The organism is Hafnia alvei (assembly GCF_964063325.1).
GTDB classification, from domain to species: domain Bacteria; phylum Pseudomonadota; class Gammaproteobacteria; order Enterobacterales; family Enterobacteriaceae; genus Hafnia; species Hafnia alvei_B.
This window is the reverse complement of record NZ_OZ061315.1, coordinates 3,085,394-3,104,564: the sequence shown is the minus strand read 5'-3', so window position 1 is coordinate 3,104,564 and position 19,171 is coordinate 3,085,394. Positions and strand designations below refer to the sequence as shown.

The 19,171-nt window shown below is 48.2% G+C and carries 15 protein-coding genes; all 15 read left to right on the top strand.

Annotation, left to right across the window (positions count from 1 at the left end; translation table 11 throughout):
* Positions 1-115 precede the first annotated feature (115 nt).
* The 15 genes from nuoJ to AB3Y96_RS14670 all read left to right on the top strand — a co-directional run bounded on the left by nuoJ (position 116) and on the right by AB3Y96_RS14670 (position 19,129).
* Positions 116-694 carry an NADH-quinone oxidoreductase subunit J gene (gene nuoJ / locus AB3Y96_RS14740; RefSeq protein WP_040046432.1) on the top strand — a complete coding sequence of 193 codons (579 nt, stop codon included), beginning with the start codon at positions 116-118 and terminating at the stop codon, positions 692-694.
* Complete coding sequence (gene nuoK / locus AB3Y96_RS14735) at positions 691-993, top strand: NADH-quinone oxidoreductase subunit NuoK (protein WP_004092601.1); 303 nt, start codon at positions 691-693, stop codon at positions 991-993. Before nuoJ ends, nuoK begins: the two co-directional genes overlap by 4 nt.
* Positions 990-2,837 (top strand): NADH-quinone oxidoreductase subunit L, encoded by a 1,848-nt coding sequence (nuoL, locus tag AB3Y96_RS14730; protein WP_072309856.1) that lies wholly within the window; start codon positions 990-992, stop codon positions 2,835-2,837. The genes nuoK and nuoL overlap by 4 nt, the downstream gene beginning before the upstream one ends.
* A 197-nt stretch (positions 2,838-3,034) precedes the next feature.
* Positions 3,035-4,558: an NADH-quinone oxidoreductase subunit M gene (nuoM, locus tag AB3Y96_RS14725; RefSeq protein WP_025797907.1), complete on the top strand. Its 1,524-nt coding sequence runs from the start codon at positions 3,035-3,037 to the stop codon at positions 4,556-4,558.
* A gap of 6 nt (positions 4,559-4,564) precedes the next feature.
* Complete coding sequence (nuoN, locus tag AB3Y96_RS14720) at positions 4,565-6,037, top strand: NADH-quinone oxidoreductase subunit NuoN (RefSeq protein WP_025797909.1); 1,473 nt, start codon at positions 4,565-4,567, stop codon at positions 6,035-6,037.
* 510 nt (positions 6,038-6,547) lie between these two features.
* Positions 6,548-7,867 carry an OprD family outer membrane porin gene (locus AB3Y96_RS14715; protein WP_367299560.1) on the top strand — a complete coding sequence of 440 codons (1,320 nt, stop codon included), beginning with the start codon at positions 6,548-6,550 and terminating at the stop codon, positions 7,865-7,867.
* Between the two features lie 26 nt (positions 7,868-7,893).
* Positions 7,894-8,787: a 5'/3'-nucleotidase SurE gene (surE, locus tag AB3Y96_RS14710; protein ID WP_367299559.1), complete on the top strand. Its 894-nt coding sequence runs from the start codon at positions 7,894-7,896 to the stop codon at positions 8,785-8,787.
* Positions 8,788-8,965: 178 nt separating this feature from the next.
* A complete protein-coding gene (gene licT, locus AB3Y96_RS14705; protein WP_367299558.1) occupies positions 8,966-9,814 on the top strand; it encodes a BglG family transcription antiterminator LicT in 849 nt (282 codons plus the stop codon).
* A gap of 159 nt (positions 9,815-9,973) precedes the next feature.
* A complete protein-coding gene (gene bglF, locus AB3Y96_RS14700) occupies positions 9,974-11,848 on the top strand; it encodes a PTS beta-glucoside transporter subunit IIABC (RefSeq protein ID WP_367299557.1) in 1,875 nt (624 codons plus the stop codon).
* A gap of 3 nt (positions 11,849-11,851) precedes the next feature.
* Positions 11,852-13,246, top strand: a complete 1,395-nt coding sequence (locus AB3Y96_RS14695) for a glycoside hydrolase family 1 protein (protein WP_367299556.1) — start codon at positions 11,852-11,854, stop codon at positions 13,244-13,246.
* Positions 13,247-13,523: 277 nt separating this feature from the next.
* Positions 13,524-14,417 carry a 5'/3'-nucleotidase SurE gene (surE, locus tag AB3Y96_RS14690; protein ID WP_367299555.1) on the top strand — a complete coding sequence of 298 codons (894 nt, stop codon included), beginning with the start codon at positions 13,524-13,526 and terminating at the stop codon, positions 14,415-14,417.
* Between the two features lie 148 nt (positions 14,418-14,565).
* Positions 14,566-14,985 (top strand): MarR family winged helix-turn-helix transcriptional regulator, encoded by a 420-nt coding sequence (locus AB3Y96_RS14685; RefSeq protein ID WP_072309858.1) that lies wholly within the window; start codon positions 14,566-14,568, stop codon positions 14,983-14,985.
* Between the two features lie 41 nt (positions 14,986-15,026).
* Positions 15,027-16,376, top strand: coding sequence for an MATE family efflux transporter (locus AB3Y96_RS14680; protein ID WP_367299554.1), 1,350 nt, complete (start codon positions 15,027-15,029; stop codon positions 16,374-16,376).
* A 157-nt stretch (positions 16,377-16,533) separates the two neighbouring features.
* Positions 16,534-18,141: an ABC transporter substrate-binding protein gene (locus tag AB3Y96_RS14675; protein WP_367299553.1), complete on the top strand. Its 1,608-nt coding sequence runs from the start codon at positions 16,534-16,536 to the stop codon at positions 18,139-18,141.
* Positions 18,142-18,274: 133 nt separating this feature from the next.
* Positions 18,275-19,129 carry a hypothetical protein gene (locus AB3Y96_RS14670; RefSeq protein WP_367299552.1) on the top strand — a complete coding sequence of 285 codons (855 nt, stop codon included), beginning with the start codon at positions 18,275-18,277 and terminating at the stop codon, positions 19,127-19,129.
* The last annotated feature ends 42 nt before the right edge of the window (positions 19,130-19,171 follow it).

The window sequence follows — 19,171 nt, the reverse complement described above, 5'->3', positions numbered from 1 at the left end:
GAGGAAAAAACAGGCGAGAAAGCGCAGTTTACCGACGTAAATGAGCATTTTGAGCCTGTTTTTGACAAAGTATCAGTGAGCGTAATAGATATAAATAGGTTCTAAGGAGCCAAGCATGGAATTTGCATTCTACATTGCAGCGCTGGTGGCCGTGGTGGCAACGATCCGAGTGATCTCGCATGCCAATCCGGTTCACGCCTTGCTGTATTTGATCGTGTCGTTACTGGCGATTGCGGCGGTGTTCTTCTCTCTTGGCGCTTACTTTGCGGGTGCTTTGGAGATCATCGTTTATGCCGGTGCGATTATGGTTCTGTTCGTCTTCGTGGTCATGATGCTTAACCTCGGTAATTCGGTGGTGGAGCAAGAGCGCGCATGGTTGAAACCAACGCTGTGGATTGGGCCGAGCATTTTGTCTCTGATCCTGTTGGCGGTGCTGGTGTACGCCATTATGAGCGTGAACGATCAGGGGATCAGCGGCGACATGATTGACGCGAAAGCGGTCGGTATCGCGCTGTTTGGCCCGTATGTTCTGGCCGTTGAGTTGGTGTCTATGCTGTTGCTGGCTGGTCTAGTGGTGGCGTTCCATGTGGGACGCGAGCACAAGCAGGGCGAAGTCTTCAGCAAAGCGCCAGAAGCGGATGCCAATAAAGCCAAGGCTATGGCGGTAAAAAATAAGGCGGAGGAGCGAGCATGATCCCGTTACAACACGGTTTAATTCTGGCGGCCATCCTGTTTGTACTGGGACTGACCGGCCTGTTAATCCGGCGCAATCTGCTGTTTATGCTGATTAGCTTGGAAATCATGATCAACGCGGCTGCTTTGGCATTCGTGGTGGCGGGGAGCTATTGGGGACAAGCAGATGGTCAGGTGATGTACATTCTGGCGATAAGCTTGGCCGCGGCGGAAGCGAGTATTGGCTTGGCGCTGTTGCTGCAATTGCATCGTCGTCGCAACACCCTGAATATCGATACTGTCAGTGAGATGCGCGGATGAACCTACTCTACTTAACAATATTGCTACCGTTAATCGGGTTCTTGCTGTTGGCATTTTCCCGTGGTCGCTGGTCAGAAAATACGTCGGCCATCATCGGTGTCGGTTCTATCGGGCTGGCTGCGCTGGTTACCGCCTATGTGGGTTTTGATTTCTTAAGTCAAAAAGCCGACGGCGTGCAGGTGTTCAACCAACATCTGTGGAACTGGATGGCCGTGGGTGACTTCGGTATTCCTGTCACCTTAACGCTGGACGGTCTATCGCTGACCATGCTGTCTGTGGTCACCGGCGTGGGCTTCTTCATTCATATGTTCGCCTCTTGGTATATGCGCGGTGAAGAGGGCTACTCGCGTTTCTTCGCTTATACCAACCTGTTTATCGCCAGCATGGTGGTATTGGTTCTGGCGGATAACCTGCTGCTGATGTATCTGGGCTGGGAAGGGGTAGGGCTGTGCAGTTATCTGCTGATTGGCTTCTACTACACTAATCCGGCTAACGGTGCGGCGGCAATGAAGGCGTTCATCGTGACTCGCGTGGGTGACGTGTTCTTGGCGATTGGCCTGTTCATTCTTTACAACGAACTGGGCACGCTGAACATCCGTGAACTGATGATTCTAGCTCCGCAAAAACTGGAAGTAGGCTCGGCCGCGATTACGTGGGCGACGCTGATGCTGCTGGGCGGTGCCGTAGGTAAATCAGCACAGCTGCCGTTGCAAACATGGTTAGCGGATGCGATGGCGGGTCCAACGCCGGTTTCTGCTTTGATCCATGCCGCGACCATGGTTACCGCGGGTGTCTACCTGATTGCACGTACGCACGGCCTGTTCCTGATGGCGCCAGAAGTACTGCATTTGGTGGGTATTGTTGGTGCGGTCACGTTGGTGCTGGCTGGTTTCGCCGCGCTGGTACAAACCGACATCAAACGCGTGCTGGCTTACTCAACCATGAGTCAAATCGGCTACATGTTCTTGGCGCTGGGCGTTCAAGCATGGGATGCGGCAATCTTCCATCTGATGACGCATGCGTTCTTTAAAGCGCTGCTGTTCCTCTCTTCTGGTTCGGTGATTTTGGCCTGCCACCACGAGCAGAACATCTTCAAAATGGGTGGGTTGCGTAAATCGCTGCCGCTGGTTTACATCTGCTTCTTGGTCGGTGGGGCTGCGCTATCTGCGTTGCCAATCGTCACCGCGGGCTTCTACAGTAAAGATGAAATCCTGTGGGGTGCGTTGGCTTCCGGCCACGTCAACCTGATGACTGCGGGCTTGGTGGGTGCGTTCCTGACGTCGCTGTATACCTTCCGTATGATTTTCATTGTGTTTCATGGCGAAGCACACACCAAAGCACATGCGGGCAAAGGCATTGCGCATAGCCTGCCGCTGATTGTGTTGCTGGTGCTTTCTACCTTCATCGGTGCGTTGATTACGCCACCGTTGGCGGGTGTGTTACCAGAAAGCCACGGCGGTGAAGCGGGTAAAATGACGTTAGAAATTATCTCCGGCGTCGTGGCTATCGTTGGCATCCTGCTGGCTGCTGTCTTGTACCTTGGGAAACGTCAGTTTGTGAATAGCGTGGCGCAGAGCGCGCCGGGTCGCTTCTTCTCAACGTGGTGGTTCCATGCATGGGGCTTTGACTGGCTGTACAACATGATCTTTGTTAAGCCGTTTAAAGCGATTGCTTACCTGTTACAGCGCGATCCGCTAAACAGCCTGATGAACCTGTTCGCCGTCTTTGCGCGTTGGGGTAATCGTGGTCTTGCGGTGAGTGAAAACGGTCAGTTGCGCTGGTATATGGCATCTATGGGTGTGGGCGCAGTAGTCGTATTGGCTCTGTTGTTATTGGTTAAGTGATATACCCTTCATCTTTCAAGTTGTAGGTGTGTTGGCTGTGTTCGCTCACCCTAGTTACTTACTTTAGTAAGCTCCTAGGGACTCGTTCACTTGCCGCCTTCCTGCCTCTTGAAATCTATAGGGTATAGCTTATGGAGAACTGTTTAGGGTTCTCCATTGCATGAAACCTCATTCAATTTTAAGGGACACAAAGCGCCATGTTATTACCTTGGCTAATTCTTATCCCGTTCATCGGTGGCTTTTTAAGCTGGCAGAGCGAGCGCTTCGGCACCAAAGCTCCACGCTGGATAGCACTGATAGCAATGGGTCTGACGTTAGTGTTGTCTGTGCAACTGTGGTTGCAGGGCGGCTATTCTCTGACACAGGCGACGGGTCTTCCGCAGTGGCAGTCAGAGTTCTCCGTGCCGTGGATCCCACGTTTCGGGATTGAATTCCACCTAGCACTGGATGGTTTATCACTGCTGATGGTGGTGTTGACCGGCTTGCTGGGCGTTCTGGCGATCCTCTGTTCTTGGAACGAGATCCAGAAGTATCAGGGCTTCTTCCACCTGAATCTGTTATGGATTCTGGGGGGCGTAATCGGTGTGTTCTTAGCCATCGACCTGTTCCTGTTCTTCTTCTTCTGGGAAATGATGCTGGTGCCGATGTACTTCTTGATCGCTCTTTGGGGTCATAAAGCATCAGACGGCAAAACCCGTATCAGCGCTGCAACCAAGTTCTTCATCTACACCCAGTCCAGCGGCTTGATTATGCTGATTGCGATTCTGGGTCTGGTGTTTGTTCACTTCAACGCTACCGGCGTGTGGACATTTAACTATGAAGAATTGCTGAACACGCCAATGAGCCACAACGTTCAGTATCTGCTGATGTTGGGCTTCTTTATTGCATTCGCCGTGAAGATGCCGGTGGTTCCATTGCATGGCTGGTTACCTGATGCACACAGTCAGGCACCGACCGCAGGTTCCGTTGACTTAGCCGGGATTTTGCTGAAAACCGCAGCCTATGGTCTGCTGCGTTTCAGCCTGCCGCTGTTCCCTGAAGCATCCCATGAGTTTGCGCCTATCGCGATGTGGTTAGGCGTTATCGGTATCTTCTACGGTGCATGGATGGCGTTTGCTCAGACTGATATTAAGCGTCTGATTGCTTATACCTCCGTTTCCCACATGGGCTTCGTGTTGATCGCGATTTACTCCGGTAGCCAACTGGCCTATCAGGGCGCGGTTATTCAGATGATTGCACACGGTCTGTCTGCTGCCGGTATGTTCATCATCTGCGGTCAGCTTTACGAGCGTCTGCATACGCGTGATATGCGTCAGATGGGCGGTTTGTGGGGCCGGATTAAATACCTGCCTGCGCTGTCGCTGTTCTTTGCCGTTGCCACCTTAGGTATGCCGGGTACCGGTAACTTCGTTGGTGAGTTCATGATCCTGTTCGGCAGCTTCCAAGTGGTGCCGGTTATCACGATTATCTCTACCTTCGGTCTGGTATTTGCCTCTGTTTATTCGTTAATCATGATGCAGCGCGCTTATTACGGTGCACCAAAATCTGACAAGCCGCTGCCGGGCATGAGCACGCGTGAGCTGTCGATTATTCTGCTGCTGGTGGTTCTGCTGGTTGCGCTGGGAGTTTATCCTCAGCCGATTCTGGATACGTCCAGTGCCGCAATGACGAACGTGCAACACTGGTTTAGCTCTGCTTCAACTTTAACAACAAGGCCGTAATTCGCCATGACAATAACTCCTCAACATCTGATCGCACTGTTACCGCTGTTGATCGTCGGATTGACGGTGGTGGTTGTGATGCTGTGCATTGCGTGGCGACGCAACCACTTCGTCAACGCAACGGTGACAGTGATCGGTTTGAACCTGGCGCTGCTTTCGCTCTATTTTGTGGGGCAGCTTCTTTCTGCAACGGATGGCTCGTTAAACGTAACGCCGCTGTTTCGCGTTGATAGTTTCTCCATGCTGTATATCGGCTTGGTGTTGCTGTCGAGTCTTGCGACCAGCACGTTTGCCTATCCATGGCTGCAAGGCTATCCAGATAACCGCGATGAGTTCTATCTGCTGGTTCTGATCGCAACGCTGGGCGGTATCGTACTGGCTTGCGCTAACCATCTGGCTGCGTTGTTCATCGGTATCGAACTGATTTCACTGCCGCTGTTTGGCCTGATTGGCTATGCCTATCGTCAGAAACGTTCGCTGGAAGCCGCTATCAAGTACACCATTCTGTCAGCGGCGGCGTCATCGTTCCTGCTGTTCGGTATGGCGCTGCTGTATGCTGAGTCTGGCGACCTGTCGTTTGCCGGCCTCGGCAAAAGCATGAGCGATAGCATGCTGCATGAACCACTGCTGTTAGCGGGTTTGGGCATGATGCTGGTTGGCTTTGGCTTCAAGCTTTCACTGGTTCCGTTCCAGCTGTGGACGCCAGACGTGTACCAAGGCGCTCCTGCACCGGTTTCAACCTTCTTGGCCACCGCCAGCAAGATTGCCATCTTTGCGGTGCTGATGCGTCTGTTTATGTATGCGCCGGTCACCAACAGCGAAACGGTACGTTTGGTTCTGGGCATCATCGCATTCTGCTCCATCCTGTTTGGTAACCTGATGGCGATCACGCAGAGCAACATCAAGCGTCTGCTGGGTTACTCTTCGGTGTCTCATTTAGGTTATCTGCTGGTGGCACTGATTGCGGTGCAGAGTCAGCAGATTTCTGCTGAAGCCGTTGGCGTGTATCTGGCTGGCTATCTGTTTGCAAGCCTTGCCTCCTTCGGTGTGGTTAGCCTGATGTCTAGCCCATACAGCGGTCCTGACGCAGAATCCCTGTTCTCCTATCGTGGTCTGTTCTGGCATAAGCCAATTCTGTCTGCGGTGATGACGGTGTCTATGCTGTCTCTGGCAGGCATCCCAATGACGCTGGGCTTCATCGGTAAATTCTATATCGTTACCGTGGGTGTTCAGGCTCATCTGTGGTGGTTGACCGGTGCGGTTGTGGTGGGTAGTGCGATTGGTTTGTACTACTACCTGCGCGTTGCCGTGAGTATGTACCTACATGCACCTGAAACGCTGGTGCGTGATACGCCAAATAACTGGGCACTGACTGCCGGTGGCGTTGTGGTGCTGATTTCAGGGATCTTAGTGGTTCTGCTGGGTATCTTCCCTCAGCCGCTGATTTCTCTGGTGCAGATGGCACAGCCGATTCTTTAATTGAATCGATAAGGTCATAGTCATTTAAAGCCCTATTAGTTAACGCTAATAGGGCTTTTTGCATATACGGTATTAAAGAATAGTTTCACTGAATTAGTAGAGTGATAATTTGTTGATTAGTGCTAAATGAGCGGATGATAAATTAGAAAATACATTAAAAGGTTTGTTAGCCGTATCACAAAATAGTCTTATTTACTGCTGAAAGGGTTTAGTTTCGAAAAGTACCGTGGTAACGTGTTTTTCAGCTAGAAAAATGTTTAGGGTTGTTACTGAGTAGCAGGCAAAACCTAAGCTTCTGAATGTATGGCATTAGCCAGCAAACGGAAGCTTAGGTTTTTTTTTGCCTCTATTTTGTTGGTTTTAATAAAGGATATTAAACAGGGCTTATCACATTCTCATTATTTAGCATTAATTCATCAGGTTCTATTTTGAGCTGCTTATTCTGCTCTCGGGGATCTTTTGTCTAAAAATCAGTGCCGAATTTATTCAAGGAAAGGCAGGAAATATAAGATGAGACACAGCAATATAAAAATAACGTTACTTTTAATAACCACTGGGATTTTTACTCATGCCAATGCGATGGATATTTCAAGCGGCGGATTGTTTGAGGATAGCCATTTAGATCTCACGTTGAGAAATATATGGATGTTAAACACCACAGACCAGCGTGCAGATTTCGATGTTGGCGACCAAAACGCTTGGGCGCAGGCGATACATTTAGATTACAGCAGTGGCTGGTATCAAGACACCGTGGGATTTGATGCTTCGTGGTATGGCGTGAGCAAACTGTACGCCAATAAGGATTTCTACGGCCGTGATTTGCTGCGTGATAACAATGGGCATGCTGAAGGTTTTAATAAGGTCGGCCAGCTTTTTGCTAAGGCGAAGTTTGGCGAACAAAAACGTTTTATGAATGTGTATGGCGGCTGGCGAAAATTGAATAAATTCGGGACCATTACCACTAATACCAGCCGTGCAGTCCCCAGTACTTGGGAAGGCCTCAGCACTGAGATTGGCTTTGATCAGGTGCAAATAAAAGCGGCGTTAGTGAATCGTTTTTCAGAGCGTGATGAGCCGGAAAAACGTCATTTTTACACGCTGAAAAGCGATAAGAAAATCGACTATATCGCATCGGGTGATATTAGCTGGAAGCCAGAAAAGGGCAAAGGTTTCACCTATTTGGCCGGTGATAGTAAAGATTATTTGCTGCGACAAGGCATTGAAGGAAGTTGGTTTTGGCCGCTCTCCGAAGACTCCCGCTTTCTGACGCGCGGCGTGGTGTATTACAACCGTGGCCTGAGTGAATGGGAAGGAACTAAAGCCTTTGAACATGATGCCGAGCACTATTTTGGCCTTATTGGTTATCAAAAAGCGGCTGCGGAATTCGGCGTTGGCTGGTCAAAAACAAAGGCACATTTAAAAGATGGACTGGGTTATTTCTATTGGCATATGGGGAAAAACACCCGTGGCACGTTCAATAGCCCAGCCGACGGCGAGGGGAATGACTACGTTAACGATGGCGAGCAGATGCTTTATGTCTATAGCCAGTATCAGGTTTCACCCGAACTGTTGGTGGGGTTATATGGAAACTATGGTTATGGTATTGAGTATAAAGGGGTTTCGTTAAAAGAGTGGGAGTATGGCGGGTTCTTCTCATGGTCCCCACAGCGTATCGCTGGCCTCAATATTTTTGCGGGCTTTGGCCCTGCCTACACATGGAAACTCGATAGCAAAAGTAACCCATCAATAACCGATGATGGTGATAGTTTCCACCGTGCGAAAGGTGTAGGGGCTGCGGTTCGCGTTGAGTACAAATTTGGTTTGTTTTAATGGTTTCACTGATTAGGAATAACACGATGAAAAAACAACTGATTACCGCTGCTTTATTAGCTTCTACCGCGCTGGTAGCACAGGCTGCCGATCGCCCTATGCGCATTTTGATCGTTAACGACGATGGCTGTGAATCCTATGGCACCACGTCGTTACAAACGAAGCTAGCCGCAAAAGGTTATGACGTATGGCTGGTTGCGCCAGCGACCAATCAAAGCGGCATCGGTTCTGCGATTACGTTTAAACCGAACAAGATTTTCGATGTAAAAAAAATAAGCGATAAACAGTACTGCTTCCCTGGAACGCCTGCTGATTCGCTTGATTTTGCTGTGCTGGGGGTTATGCAAGACACGCCGCCCGATCTTGTTATCTCTGGGGTGAACGATGGTCCAAATACTGGCGTTGCTCAGTTGAATTCCGGCACGGTATCTGCCGCAGCGCGCGCCGTTCGCTATGGTTATCCTGCCATAGCCGCCAGTATCGGCTATGTATTGACTGAAAAAGAAATGAAAGCGGGTTGGCCGAGCACCAAGCTTTATTGGCCGCAGGCGGTAGATTATGTGGTTCAAGTTGTCGATGAACTAGGGAAAAGTTGGCAGCCTGGACAGTCTCTATTGCCGAAAGGTTCAGGCTTAAGCATCAACTATCCGCCTTTAGCAAAAGATAAAATAGCCGGTGTGAAATACGTCATTAATGAGCAGCATCCCAAAGCACAACATCACTACCAGCTGTTACCGGATGGTAAAGCACAGCAAATTATGAACAAAGACGTATTAACGCCCTCGCAGGCGGATACCGATACCGGCTGGCTTAACAAGGGCTATATCACCTATACCGTCATTGACGGTGACTGGAATGCGCCGCAGTTAGAGTCTGAATATCAGCAATTGCTAAATAAACCTGAACTGCAACATCCTTAGCTAAAACGTCAGTTTGCGGGCGATCGCTATCACGTTTTAGCCATATGCCCGTTGAGGCAAAGTTTAAAACTGATAGAGTCATCAATGGATTGTTACTGCGTAAGCAGGCAAAACCTGATCAACTGACATTTGTCAGCGGTCAGGTTTTTTTGTTTCTGGAGTCTAAAAAGGTTAGTCCGTGAAAATCGCCAAAATACTGAATAACAATGTGGTGGTCGTGGTTGATGAACATCAGCGTGAGCAGGTGGTGATGGGACGCGGCTTGGCATTTCAGAAACGTTCCGGTGATGCGGTGGACGAGGCTAAAATTGAGAAAGTGTTTGCGCTGCAAAGTGATGAACTCATCACGCGCTTGAGCGAGCTTTTGAGCCATATTCCACTCGAGGTGATGACCACCTGCGATCTGATTATTAACGCGGCAAAAGCGCGGCTCGGTAAACTACAAGATAGCCTGTATATCTCTCTGACCGATCATTGCCATTTTGCGATTGAGCGGCAGCAGAAGGGGTTGGCCATTCGCAACGTTTTACTGTGGGAGACGCGGCGTCTGTATCCGAAAGAATATGCCATCGGACAGGAGGCCATTGAGCTGATTGATCGCCGCTTAGGGGTGCGATTATTGGATGATGAAGCAGGATTTATTGCCCTGCATCTGGTTAATGCCCAGCTCAATAGCGAAATGCCTGAGGTCATGCATATTACGCAGGTGATGCAAGAAATCCTGCATATTGTGAAATACCAACTTTCGCTGGAATACGACGAAGAAACCTTAAGCTATCAGCGCTTTGTCACGCACCTTAAGTTTTTTGCTCAGCGCATGCTAGGAAGAAAGGTGGTGCCTGATGACGATATAACGCTGCACTCGGCGGTAAAGGATAACTACCCGCTGGCATGGCGTTGTGCTGAAAAAATTGGTCGGCATTTAAAGGCACAGTATCAACGCGATCTGAGTAATGAAGAGATTATGTTCTTGTCTATTCATATAGAAAGAGTTCGCAAAGAGTGTCCAAGCGCGACAACGCGTTAAAAATCTCATCGTGCCAGATGTTGGCATGAACTAAAGGATTGTTACTGCTTCGGCGGGCAAAACCTGATCGCTTCTCCTGATTTATTTAGGCGAAGGGTCAGGTTTTTTTATATCAGATTTCTGCAGCTGTAGACGGTGGCAGGCGTAGAGGGAGAGGGAATGAATCATCAAACATTAGCGGCAGATATTGTGGCGGGTGTTGGCGGTAAAGAGAATATCGCCAGCCTAGTGCATTGCGCCACGCGGCTACGCTTTAAATTGAAAGATAGCGGTAAAGCACAGGCTGAAAAACTAAAAGAGCATTCTGGCATCATTATGGTGGTGGAAAGCGGTGGGCAGTTTCAGGTGGTGATCGGTAACCACGTGGGGGATGTGTATCACGCAGTAAGAAAAACCGCGGAGCTCAGTGACGATGCGCCAAGCGCTGACGGTGGTGAAAAGTCGGGGCTACTTGGTCGCTTTATTGATGTTGTATCCGGCATTTTTACCCCCTTTTTAGGCGTGATGGCTGCTTCCGGTATTTTAAAGGGATTATTGGCGCTAGCCGCGGCCTGTGGCTGGCTATCCGTCATGGGAGGAACCTACCAAATCTGGTTTGCTGCCAGTGATGCTCTGTTCTATTTCTTCCCGCTGGTTCTGGGATATACCGCTGGGAAAAAATTTGGTGGCAGTCCGTTTTTAACCATGGCCATTGGTGGCGCATTAACGCATCCGCTGATGATGCAGGGGTTTAATGCTTCACTCGCCGGTAGTTCTGACGCTTATTTCCTCGGCATTCCTATTACCTTTATCAACTACAGTTCGTCGGTTATTCCCATCATTTTTGCTGCGTGGGTCAGCTGCCAATTAGAAAAACGCCTGAATGCCCACATGCCTTCCGCGGTGAAAAACTTTCTCACGCCGTTGTTGTGTTTGGCGATCACGGTTCCATTAACGTTCTTGCTGATTGGCCCCGTAGCAACGTGGCTAAGTCAAATGCTGGCCATGGGGTATCAAGCGATTTATGTGTTCGCACCTTGGCTCGCGGGCGCAGTGATGGGGGGGATTTGGCAGGTCTGCGTGATTTTTGGACTGCACTGGGGACTCATCCCCTTGATGATTAACAACTTTAGCGTGCTTGGGCATGACACCTTGTCACCGTTGTTGCTACCCGCAGTCTTAGGCCAAGTCGGTGCGGCGTTAGGTGTTTTCCTGCGCACTCGGGACGCCAAGCTGAAAGTGATGGCCGGTTCTGCTGCCACTGCGGGGATTTTTGGCATCACTGAGCCTGCGGTATATGGCGTAACGCTTCCGCGTCGACGTCCGTTTATTTTTGGCTGTGTGGCCGGAGCCATTGGCGGCGCGATAGTTGGCTATAGCCAAACGGCCTCCTACTCCTTTGGCTTAGTGAGCGTCTTTACTTTTGCTCAAATTATTCCTCCCGCAGGCGTGGATCTGAGCGTATGGGGCGCCATTACAGGGTCATTACTGGCGTTGATTATCGCCGCGGTGGGCACCGTTTTTTTCGGCCTACCTAAAGAGCAGGCGAAGCCGGAAGTAAAGTCTGGCGCTAAGCGCTGGACTGTCGATGAAAATACCGTGCTGTCGCCGATGACTGGCACGGTACTGGCGCTAGAAAACGTGAGTGATAGTACTTTTGCCAGTGGTTTGCTCGGGCGCGGCGCGGCGATTGTGCCTGAGCTTGGGCGCGTGGTAGCGCCTTTTGCGGGGGAAATAGCGTCCCTATTCCAAACTAAACATGCCATTGGCATCCTCAGCGAGCAGGGGATTGAGCTGCTGATCCACATTGGCATTGATACCGTGAAGCTGGACGGGCTGCATTTTACCGCACATGTAAAAGCAGGTGACAAAGTTCAGGCCGGTGATTTGCTTATCGAGTTCGATCGGCAGGCAATCATTGCCGCCGGTTACGATTTAACGACGCCGATAATTATCAGTAATAGCGACGAATTTCTGGATGTGCAGTGCATGGCGCACACATTAACCCAAGAAGGCGAACCACTGCTGGTGGTGAGCCGTGAACATAAGGAATAACCGATGAAACTTTTTCCGCAGGATTTTCTTTGGGGAGGCGCGGTAGCCGCTAATCAGGTTGAGGGCGCGTATCGTGAGGGAGGCAAAGGCTTATCAACCTCAGACGTTCAGCCACAGGGTATTTTTGGTGATGTGATGGAGCGTCGTGAGGGTGACTTTGGTATCAAAGACGTCGCAATTGATTTTTATCACCAATACCCACAAGACATCGCGCTATTTGCAGAAATGGGATTCAAATGTTTACGAACTTCTATTGCTTGGACGCGTATTTTCCCACATGGCGATGAGGATCAGCCTAATGAAGCGGGTTTAGCCTTTTATGACAGTTTGTTTGACGAAATGGCTAAATACGGTATTCAACCGGTAGTGACACTTTCTCATTATGAAATGCCGTGGGAATTAGTTAAAAAGCATGGCGGCTGGGGAAACAGGAAAACAATTGGCTTTTTTGAGCATTATGCGCGTACCGTATTCCAGCGCTATCAGCACAAGGTTAAATATTGGCTCACGTTTAATGAGATCAATATGTCGCTGCATGCGCCTTTAACCGGCGTTGGGTTACCCGCCGGCAGCAGCAAAGCAGAAATATATCAGGCTATCCATCATCAATTAGTGGCCAGTGCTAAAGCGGTGAAAGCCTGTCATGAGATTATCCCCGATGCCAAGATAGGTAATATGTTACTGGGCGGTTTAATGTATCCACTATCGTGCCAGCCGCAGGACGTATGGGAAACGCTCCAGCAAAACCGGACTTGGTTATTCTTTGGCGACGTACAATGCCGTGGGGAATATCCCGGCTATATGCTGCGTTATTTCCGTGAAAATAATATTACGCTTGAAATCACCCCTGAGGATCGTCTGGCGTTAAAAACGACTATCGATTTTATTTCTTTCAGCTATTACATGACGGGATGTGTCACTGCGGATGAAGAATTAAATCGTAAATCCCGCGGTAATATTTTGGATATGGTGCCGAATCCACATTTACCAAGTTCAGAGTGGGGCTGGCAAATAGATCCGACTGGCCTGCGGATTTTGTTGAATATGCTGTGGGATAGATATCAAAAACCCCTGTTTATTGTTGAGAATGGACTGGGCGCGAAAGATAAAATTTCCGCAGATGGCGCGATTCATGATGATTACCGAATTAGCTATCTTAACGATCATCTGGTTCAGGTCGCGGAAGCTATCGACGATGGCGTTGAGGTGATGGGGTATACCAGTTGGGGCCCGATTGATATTGTCAGCGCGTCGAAGGCCGAAATGTCAAAACGCTACGGATTTATTTACGTCGATCGAGACGATCACGGTGAAGGAACGCTTACCCGCAGGCGCAAAGATAGCTTCTATTGGTATTCTGAGGTGATTGCCAGCAAAGGGGAAAGTCTGAAAAGATAAAGTGCTCGCGATAGCCTAATGTTAACGCACCGAGACGCTTCCATTCACACCTTTGTTGGCATGACCGACAAAGGTGTGTTGTATAAAAATACTATTTTAAAATTTAATATTATTAGTAATGATTTAATAATGAGAAAAAATAATTAAAGATAAATGAAAAAATTAAATATAGTTATTAAACCTCGTTAGAAAAAAACTCGGTGATATACAGAATACCCCCTCAGCTATCTCATTAACGTAAGAGGGGATATTTTCCAATCAATTTAAGGATATCACCATGAAAACCACAGAACTTACCGCATTAGCATTGTCCTCTACGTTATCTGCAGCTCAGGTAGCTGCTCGTCCAATGCGCATTTTGTTGGTCAACGACGATGGCTACCAGTCTGCGGGGATAACCTCGTTGCAAAGCAAACTAGCGGCTAAAGGTTACGATGTGTGGATGACGGCACCTGCTACCGATCAAAGTGGTAAGGGATCGGCGATGACGATCAACCCAAACCAAACTTTTGATGTAAAAAAAGTCGGCGATAAACAATATGGTTTCCCTGGGACACCGTCAGATTCGCTTGATTTTGGGTTGCTGGGTGTACTGAAGGACACCCCTCCCGATCTGGTGATTTCCGGCGTTAACTACGGGCAAAATAACGGTGGGAATTTGCAGAATTCAGGCACGGTTTCCGCAGCGGCGCTTGCAATTCGCTATGGTTACCCAACAATTGCCGCCAGTATTGGTATGCTTATGAGTGAAGATGAAGCCAAAGCAGGATTCCCAAGTACTAAGCTTTATTGGCCTGATGCCGTTGATTACGTTGTTAATATGGTAGACGCGTTGAACGAAAACTGGACGTCGGGTGAAACCGTATTGCCTTATGGCACCGGTGTAAACGTAAACTATCCAGCCTTGCCAAAGAATAAAATTCTGGGAAGAAAATTTGTGCTTAACGACCTGCATGCTAAGCCGATGTTTAGCTATGAAATGCAGCAAGATGGCTCGGCTAAACAGGTTATTAACCTCGATGCGTTAACGCCAACAGCAGGTAAAACGGACGTTAATCTGCTGAATGAAGGCTATATCACGTATACCGTGATTGACTCTAATTGGAATGCGCCACAGTTTGATATGATCTATGCATATGCTTTCGATGCCCCTGAGTTAAAACATCCTTAATGCATGATAAACAGATATTAACGGCCTGAGATTTCAGGCCGTTTTTCGTTGAAGAGCACAAACGACAACAGCCGCTCTTATTGCCGCATGAAATTTAGTATGTTAGCCTAACTAAATTAGTTTCACTCCTTCCGAACTGAGCTCTCGAATGATTAACGATCTAAAAAAACTTCAGTGGCACCTCTGGTTTTGCTGGCGCGAAGTTTCGCGTCAAAGCGGAAGTATGGAGCTAACGAACAGTGAGTTTGACTACCTCTATGTGTTACTTGAGCACTCGCAGGGGATGCGGCTCACGGAACTGGCTGAATGTATGAAAGTCAGCAAAGCCTCTGCCAGCGCGATGGTGAGCAAATTGGAAAAACGCGGCTATATTCAACGTATTTCCTGTCCTGAGGATGGTCGTGCAACGTTGTTACAGGCCACCGAGAAGGGAGCTGCGCTAGAAAAGGAAGAGATGGATATTTATGCACAAACCACTCAGCAAATGGCGGCCTCGTTGACGCCAGAAGAACAACAGCAGTTTGAGCGTTTGCTCCACAAAGCCTGCGGCAGTTTAAAAACCGGCTGAATAGCGATGAGAAATAGATAGAAAGAGATCTGGGAAAAGTTATGTTGCAGCAAAGTATTACCCGTACATTCTGGCACTACAGTATTCCGGCCATTGCCGCACTGCTGATCAGCGGCTTGTATCAAATTGTTGATGGTGCCTTTATCGGTCATGCGATGGGCGCTGAAGGTCTTTCTGCCATTAATATGGCCTGGCCGCTGTCGGGCGTTTTGCTTGCGGTGGGGATGATGATCGGCATGGGCAGCGGCGCGCGCTGTTCATTGGCGCAGGGCGAAGAAAAAATTGATAAGGCGCGGCGCATTTTAATGCAGGTATTCTGGCTGTTGATCGCTATGGGTATCAGCGTGGGGCTGTGCATCGTTTATTTCGCCCCGATGTTTATGCGTTTGCAAGACGCATCCGGCGTTATTGAAAACTATGGTATTGATTACTTAACTATTATTGGTATTTCGGGGCCGATTGTCCTCGGCAGTATCGCTATGCCGCTGTTGGTGCGCAACTTAGGCGCGCCAAGATTAGCGACTATTGCCATGCTGACAGGAGCGCTGCTGAATGTGCTGATGGATTATGTGTTCATCATTCGCTTGGGCTGGGGATTAAAAGGCGCGGCGATAGGAACGATAATCAGTGAAAGCGTGGCGGTGATTATTTGCACCGGATTTGTTTTCAGCCGCTACAACAAATTACGGCCACGGCGCGAGCACATTGCTTTTAACCTGCGCCTTAGTGTGGAATCTCTAACCACCGGTTTTTCCAGCATGCTGATGTACCTTTATCTCAGCGTGGTGGTGATGATGCATAACCTGCTTTTCATGAAGCACGGTGGGCCAATAGAAGTGGCCGCCTATGGGATTGCCAGTTACCTGATTGGTTTCTATTACCTGCTCGCCGAAGGTGTGTGCGGGGGAATGCAGCCGCTGGTGAGTTACTATTACGGCGCACGCCAGCCGGATAAGGTTCGTCAGGTCTTAAAATTAGGTTTGATGACTGCAGTCGGCGGCGGCATTGCGTTAGCGGTCGCGATACTGATTCTCCCATCGCTGTTTACCAGCATCTTTATTTCCGGTGACAGCGCGCTGCACGTGGCAACCATTCACGGCCTGCGTCTGCATCTGTTTGTGATGTACTTAGATGGCTTTATCGTGCTCGCCGCAACGTTCTTCCAAGCATTAGGCCATGCCCGCTACGCAACGTTTATCACGCTGAGCAACATGCTGATCTTGTTTCCATTCCTCGGGTTTTTCCCATGGATATTCGGTCTGGACGGCGTGTGGTTGGCGATGCCTTTATCGAACATCTGCTTATCGATAGTGGTGGTGTTAATGCTTAAACGACAGCTGCGCCGTCTTGGGATCCGTTTGACGCCTAAAAAAGAATCCCTAGCTAACTGAATGAGTAAGTGAAATCCAGCCAAGAAATATGGCTGGATTTTTTTATCCACAGCGTTGAGACACAAGGCCAAAAAAGCATTTTCCGCGAGTTCCCACACAGCAATCAGCAATAGGCGAGCGTAAGGTATACGAACTCATGTGCTGAAAAGGGAATATCATGAAAAAATTGTCGCCATTATGGCTGGTCAGCCTGATAAGCGTGGCACCGTTACATGCTGCTCAAATCCCCGCAGGGACGTCGCTCGATCCCCAACAAATTTTCCGTTACAACAACCATGCTGAACCCGCCACGCTCGACCCACAAAAAATTGAAGAAAATACCGCCGCGCAGATAGCTCTCGACCTGTTTGAAGGGCTGGTGTGGTTGGATGGTGATGGCAAGGTGCAACCCGCGCAGGCCGAAAGCTGGAAAGTGAGCGCAGACGGCAGGCAGATCGACTTTACGTTGCGAAAAAATCTCCGTTGGTCAGATGGTTCGGCATTGACCGCCGATGATTTTGTCTTTGCGTGGCAGCGTGCGGTTGATCCCGCTACTGCGAGCCCATTTGCTAATTATTTTGCCGCTGGGCACGTGGTTAATGCGGCTCAAATTGTGAGTGGGAAAATGAAACCGCAGACGCTGGGCGTTCAAGCGCTGGATGCGCGCACCCTACGCGTACAGCTAGAACAACCGACGCCGTGGTTTATTTCGATGTTAGCGTGGCCCACAACGTTTCCGGTTCCACGTGCGGTGGTGGCGCAATGGGGAGAGCGTTGGACTCAGCCTGAACACATCGTGTCTAACGGCGCCTTTGTATTGGCTAAACGTATAGTGAATGAAAAAATTGTCGCCAAACAAAATCCTCAATATTGGAATCGTTCAGAAACGGTATTAAAGCAGGTTGAGTATTTAGTGGTCGACAACGCGGTTTCTGGTTATAACCGCTATCGTGCCGGTGATTTAGATTTAACCTGGGTACCCGCCGATCAGATTAAAGATATTCAGCAAAAGATGCCGGATGAATTACATATTATTCCGCGTTTAAACACCGAATATTATAATTTTAATATTACGCGACCGCCATTTGATGACGTTCGCGTGCGGCGTGCTTTATATCTCACGGTGGATCGCGATCTGATCGCTCATAAAGTATTAGGACTGCGTGAGCCTGCCAGCACGCTAACCCCGCCTCAGGTCGCTGATTTTAAATCTCCGGTACTTGATGAATTAAATGCACCATTAGCTCAGCGCGTTGTTTTAGCCAAAGGGTTGCTGCATCAGGCGGGCTACGACGAACAGCATCCGTTAAAATTTGAGCTGTTTTACAACAAATATGACCTGCACGAAAAAACTGCGATAGCACTTTCGTCACAATGGAAGAAGTGGCTAGGAGCGCAGGTAACGCTACGCAATATGGAATGGAAGACCTATTTAGACGCGCGTCGGGCAGGGGATTTTATGTTGTCACGGCAGTCTTGGGATGCAACCTACAATGAGCCTTCCACATTTTTAAATACGCTACAGTCAGTGAGTGTGGAAAACGTTGGGCATTGGAAAGATGCTGAATATGACCGGCTATTGAAGCAGGCAGAGAGCGTGTCCGATCCCGTGATGCGCAATGTTTTATATTCACAGGCTGAAGTGCGAATCAATCAACAAGCGCCGATTATTCCAATTTACTATCAGCCGCTGATTAAACTATTGAAGCCTTACGTCGGTGGTTTTCCTGCGCATAACCCACAGGATTATGTATATAGCAAAGAGCTTTATATTACCTCACACTAATGTTATCAGTGCTTAATTAAATATATCACTATCTAAAGAGCAAAATTTTTTGGTAGTGATATATCATTGTCTATTCATGATAATAATTTTCCTGAATGCAATAATGCAAAGCATAGATTCATAAGGATGTGAGATGAGTAGTGATAACAAGGATATGCAAATAAGTATAACAACAGCCGACTCAATGAGAATTAAAAAGAGTGATTTTACACAACAGGTACCCCAATATATCAGTCGAGCAACCAAATGTGGTTGGTGGGCAAGCATGTGTTATTTTGCTATTACAACTATATTTGTGATTATTGGTATAATGTCAAAAGGATTTACCTGGCGTTTTTTACCGCATGAAACCATTGTTGTTTTATTAACCTATGGTGGGTATAAACGTAGCAGGGCGTGCGTTATACTTATATTGATTTATTTTTTATTAAATCAAGCTATCATGCTACAAACACTTCCTTTTTATAATCGCTATTCTATTAATATTTTATTAATAGTCTTGGTTTGTTTATTTTCTTACGGCGTTGCAGGTACGATAGCGTTTCATCAATGGAAAAAAAGGAAAAATACGACAGTTAAACAACTGAAGATTACTACTGCGCTCTGTGTATTATTATCATTTTCATTATATTGCGGTACGTTTATTACATGTGAGTTCTTGGCTAAGAAGGCTGCTCAGAATACACTGATTGAATTTGATAAGTATATTGCAAAAAATAAAAGTGAAAATAGATACCCTGTAAAAATAAACAGTGATGTTACATTAAGAAATGTGTACCGTGATGATAGTACCATTACTTATGAATACGTTATGAATATCAACAAAGAGAGTTTCACCCGAGTCAAACTTTACAGTTATGGCTTATCTGCATTTAAGCGAGTCTGCTCCTTACCTATATTTTCTGCAACTGATATCAAAGCCGAGTATTTATTTATTCTAGATACGGAACAGATTAGCATGGTCTATGATAAAGGGGACTGTCGCTAGGCATACTGATATGCATGCTTATTTATGTAGTCTGGTCACTGA

Excerpts from the sequence above, each read along its gene's own strand:
- AB3Y96_RS14675 (WP_367299553.1), top strand. The coding sequence starts at position 16,534 with ATGAAAAAATTGTCGCCATTATGGCTGGTCAGCCTGATAAGCGTGGCA.
- nuoK (WP_004092601.1), top strand. The coding sequence starts at position 691 with ATGATCCCGTTACAACACGGTTTAATTCTGGCGGCCATCCTGTTTGTA.
- AB3Y96_RS14680 (WP_367299554.1), top strand. The coding sequence starts at position 15,027 with ATGTTGCAGCAAAGTATTACCCGTACATTCTGGCACTACAGTATTCCG.
- surE (WP_367299555.1), top strand. The coding sequence starts at position 13,524 with ATGAAAACCACAGAACTTACCGCATTAGCATTGTCCTCTACGTTATCT.
- nuoL (WP_072309856.1), top strand. The coding sequence starts at position 990 with ATGAACCTACTCTACTTAACAATATTGCTACCGTTAATCGGGTTCTTG.
- nuoN (WP_025797909.1), top strand. The coding sequence starts at position 4,565 with ATGACAATAACTCCTCAACATCTGATCGCACTGTTACCGCTGTTGATC.
- surE (WP_367299559.1), top strand. The coding sequence starts at position 7,894 with ATGAAAAAACAACTGATTACCGCTGCTTTATTAGCTTCTACCGCGCTG.
- AB3Y96_RS14685 (WP_072309858.1), top strand. The coding sequence starts at position 14,566 with ATGATTAACGATCTAAAAAAACTTCAGTGGCACCTCTGGTTTTGCTGG.
- AB3Y96_RS14695 (WP_367299556.1), top strand. The coding sequence starts at position 11,852 with ATGAAACTTTTTCCGCAGGATTTTCTTTGGGGAGGCGCGGTAGCCGCT.
- nuoJ (WP_040046432.1), top strand. The coding sequence starts at position 116 with ATGGAATTTGCATTCTACATTGCAGCGCTGGTGGCCGTGGTGGCAACG.
- nuoM (WP_025797907.1), top strand. The coding sequence starts at position 3,035 with ATGTTATTACCTTGGCTAATTCTTATCCCGTTCATCGGTGGCTTTTTA.
- AB3Y96_RS14670 (WP_367299552.1), top strand. The coding sequence starts at position 18,275 with ATGAGTAGTGATAACAAGGATATGCAAATAAGTATAACAACAGCCGAC.
- bglF (WP_367299557.1), top strand. The coding sequence starts at position 9,974 with ATGAATCATCAAACATTAGCGGCAGATATTGTGGCGGGTGTTGGCGGT.
- AB3Y96_RS14715 (WP_367299560.1), top strand. The coding sequence starts at position 6,548 with ATGAGACACAGCAATATAAAAATAACGTTACTTTTAATAACCACTGGG.